Source organism: Roseateles sp. P5_E11 (genome assembly GCF_054049355.1).
Genome location: NZ_JBFUMO010000547.1, coordinates 1 through 3,888, shown reverse-complemented (window position 1 = coordinate 3,888; position 3,888 = coordinate 1). Strand labels below are relative to the sequence as shown.

The window sequence follows — 3,888 nt, the reverse complement described above, 5'->3', positions numbered from 1 at the left end:
GCGCTACGTCAAGGAGCTCGAGGCCCAGCAGCTGAAGATCAGCCGGCTCAGCCGCATCAAGAGCGTCCTGAGCGGCATCAACTCGGCCATCGTCAGGCTGCGCGACCGGCAGGCGCTGTTCGATGAAACCTGCCGCATCGCCGCCGAGGATGGCGGCTTCGCGAGTGCCTGGATCGGCCTCGCCCACGGCCCTTTGAAGAGGCTCGACCCCATTGCCGCGCGAGGCCTGGATGCCGGGCAGCTCGACGAGTTGCGCGGCGCTCTGGGCGCCACCGGTGGGCCAGGCCGCCGCTCACTTCCCTACCGGGCGCTCGATGGCGGCGGCGTCGTGTACTGCAACGACCTCTCGCAGGAGGACATGGGTGCGGCTGTCCACGCCGTTGCGCCGGCGAAGGGGGTCGGCTCCGCGATTGCGCTGCCGTTGACTTCCGGTGACCGGCTCGTCGGCGTCATCGCGCTGTACGCCACGGAGGCCCATCTCTTCGACGAGGACGAGCTCAAGCTGCTCGGCGAGCTGGCTGGCGATATCTCGTTTGCGCTCAGGCACATCGAGCAGGAGGAAAAGGTCCATTACCTGTCCCGCTATGACGCACTGACCGGCCTGCCCAACAACCTTGTCTTCCTGGACCGCCTTGACCTCGCAATCCAGTCCGCGGCTGCGGCCGGCACCGGCGTGGTGGCCGTCATTGCCAACCTCCACCGGTTCAAACGGCTGAACGACACCCTGGGCCGGCACGTGGGGGACCAGTTGCTGAGACAACTGGGGCAGCGCCTGGCCACCGAATTCGCGCGCAGCCACAACGTGGCCCGGCTGGCGGGCGACAACTTCGCCGTCGCCGGCAGCTACAAGGGCGACGAGGACGTCACGACGCTGCTGCGCGTGCTGGACGAAGTCATCGGCCGACCCACGTCAGTCGATGGCAGCGACGTCAGCCTGTCCGCCCACCTGGGCGTGTCCGTGTATCCGGAGGACGGCGCCAGTGCCGAATCGCTGTTCCGCAATGCCGAGTCCGCCCTCAAGCAGGCCCGTTTGGCTGGCGAGAAGCATGCCACCTATTCGCCCGAGATGAATGCCCGCATGGCCGAGAAGCTGGAGATGGAAGGGCAACTGCGCGAAGCATTGGCCCAGCAGCAGTTCGTGTTGCATTTCCAGCCCAAGGTCAATCTGGCCGATGGCCAGATCACCGCGGCCGAAGCCCTGATCCGCTGGCAGCATCCCAAGCGCGGCCTGGTGCCCCCGGGCGATTTCATTCCAATCGCCGAAGAGACTGGCCTCATCGTGCCCATCGGCGAATGGGTCATCCAGGCCGTCTGCGCCCAGCAGGCGGTCTGGCGGTCGCGAGGCATCGCGACGCGGCCGGTCGCGGTGAACCTGTCGACCCTGCAGTTCCGCGAGGGTCGGGTACGCCAGTGTGTCGAGCAAGCCCTGCGCGACAACGGACTGGGCGCCGACGCCATCGAACTCGAGCTGACCGAAACCCTGGTCATGCAGGATCCCATCGCGGCCGAGCGCACCATGCATGACCTCCGCCAGTTCGGCCTGCACCTGTCTCTGGACGACTTTGGCACCGGCTACTCCTCGCTCGCTTACCTGAAGCTCTTTCCTTTCAACTCGGTGAAGATCGACCGATCCTTCATCACCGATATCACACGCAGCCCAGAAGACGCCGCCATCTCGCTGGCCATCATCGCCATGGCTCACAGCATGCGCATGCACGTCATTGCGGAAGGCGTCGAGACCCCCGCGCAGCTGGAGTTCCTGAGGGCCAGCGGCTGCGACCAGATCCAGGGCTACCACTTCAGCCGCCCGGTGCCGGCCGAGGAATACGCCCGCATGCTGCTGGAGGGCCGGCAGTTGGCAATGACCGCAGCCGCCCCTGGCACGGGGGCGGCCGGCGAAAGGATCGCGCTGCCCATGCGACGCCAGCCTCTGGAACATTGACGGCGCGCCAGAGTAGGGTTTTCAGGGCTCCGCCAGCGGCGGGTCATTCACACATTTGGCGCATTCAAATTGGGGCATGGACCCGCTTCGGTGCATTGCCAGAACACATGGCGTGAGGGGCAGCGAGCGGTCTCGATGAGACCTTCCTGACGCCGCCGTCCAGGGCGTCAGACACCGGAAACTGGCCCTGCGGCTGACGCCGCCCAGCGGCACCAGCCGCGTGCAAATCCAGCCTGGAAAGCTGGCACGGCTCCTGCTCGTGATGACTTGTCATAACGAGTTGGACGGCCATGAGCAAAGGCGCTCTTGCAGCTAGGAAATCCTTGACGCTGGTCCCTGCCCCCGAGGCGGACGGCGCTCATCGCATCAAGCTGTCGTCACCGCTGCCGCTGTACACGCAGATCAAGGAGATCCTGCGCGCCCGCATCCTCGATGGCAGCTACCAGCCGCATCAGCAGATGCCGTCGGAGAGCGAGATGATGGCCGCGTTCGACGTCAGCCGCATCACGGTGCGCCAGGCGCTCAATGACCTGCAGAACGAAGGCCTGATCTTCCRCATCCACGGCAAGGGCAGCTTCGTCTCCAAGCCCAAGGCCTTCCAGGATCTGGGGCGCCTGCAGGGCTTCGGCGAGGCGATGCGGCAGATGGGCTACGAGACCTTTGCCCGCGTGCTGTCGATCAAGACGGTGCTGCCGTCGCAGCAGGTGGCCGAGAAGCTGCAGCTGGCCAAACGCGCCAAGGTCACGGAGCTGCACCGCCTGCGCTTCCTGAACCGCGAGCCGATCTCGCTGGACGTGACCTACGTGCCCGCGGCCATCGGCCAGCGCCTGGCCAAGGAAGACCTGGCCGCGCGCGACATCTTCGCCATCCTGGAGAACGACTACGGCCTGGCCCTCGGCCACGCCGAGCTGCAGATCGGCTCGACGCTGGCGGACGAGACGCTGGCCGGGCAGCTCAAGGTCGAGGAGGGCTCGCCCGTGCTCTTCATCGAGCGCACGACGCACACCGCCGACGGCGCGCCCATCGACTACGAACACCTCTATTACCGCGGTGACGCCTTCCAGTACAAGGTGCGCGTCGATCGCGTGCCTGTTTCCGAACGAGCCTCTTGAGGAGAGCCTGCACATGGACACGATCGAACACGAATACGACCTCGTCATCGTTGGCGGTGGAACCGGCGGCCCGATGGCCGCGGTGAAGGCCAAGGAGAAGAATCCCAAGCTGCGGGTGCTGCTGCTGGACAAGGCCAACGTCAAGCGCAGCGGCGCCATCAGCATGGGCATGGACGGGCTGAACAACGCCGTCATTCCCGGTCACGCCACACCCGAGCAGTACACCAAGGAGATCACCGTCGCCAACGACGGCATCGTCGACCAGAAGGGTGTCTACGCCTACGCGGCCAACAGCTACCCGATGATCGAGGAGCTGGACCGCTGGGGCATCAAGTTCGAGAAGGACGAGACCGGCGACTACTCGGTGCGCAAGGTCCACCACCTGGGCAGCTACGTGCTGCCCATGCCCGAGGGGCACCACATGAAGCGGGTGCTCTATCGCCAGCTCAAGCGGGCGCGCGTGGAGATCACCAACCGCGTCGTGGCCACGCGGCTGCTGACCGGGCCTGACGGCGAGATTGCCGGCGTTATGGGTTTCGACTGCCGCACGGCGGACTTCCACGTCATCAAGGCCAAGGCCGTCATCATCTGCACGGGCGCGGCCGGGCGTCTGGGCCTGCCCGCCAGTGGCTATTTGTTTGGCACCTACGAGAACCCGACCAACTGCGGTGAAGGGCACGTGATGGCCTATCACGCAGGCGCCGAGCTGACCAACCTCGAGTGCTTCCAGATCAACCCCCTGATCAAGGACTACAACGGCCCGGCTTGCGCCTACGTGACCGGCCCCTTCGGCGGCTACACGTCCAACAACGCCGGCCAGCGCTTCATCGAGTG

At 65.8% G+C, this 3,888-nt stretch carries 3 protein-coding genes; all 3 read left to right on the top strand.

Translation table 11 applies throughout. The features are described from left to right. Positions 1-1,942, top strand: a 1,942-nt coding sequence (locus ACXJKR_RS26645) for a putative bifunctional diguanylate cyclase/phosphodiesterase (protein ID WP_457325381.1), incomplete at its 5' end; no start/stop codon positions are given. Positions 1,943-2,265: 323 nt separating this feature from the next. Further along, positions 2,266-3,054, top strand: a complete 789-nt coding sequence (locus ACXJKR_RS26640; protein WP_457325379.1) for a GntR family transcriptional regulator — start codon at positions 2,266-2,268, stop codon at positions 3,052-3,054. 13 nt (positions 3,055-3,067) lie between these two features. Beyond that, a partial coding sequence (locus ACXJKR_RS26635; protein ID WP_457325378.1) for an FAD-binding protein occupies positions 3,068-3,888 on the top strand: 821 nt, incomplete at its 3' end.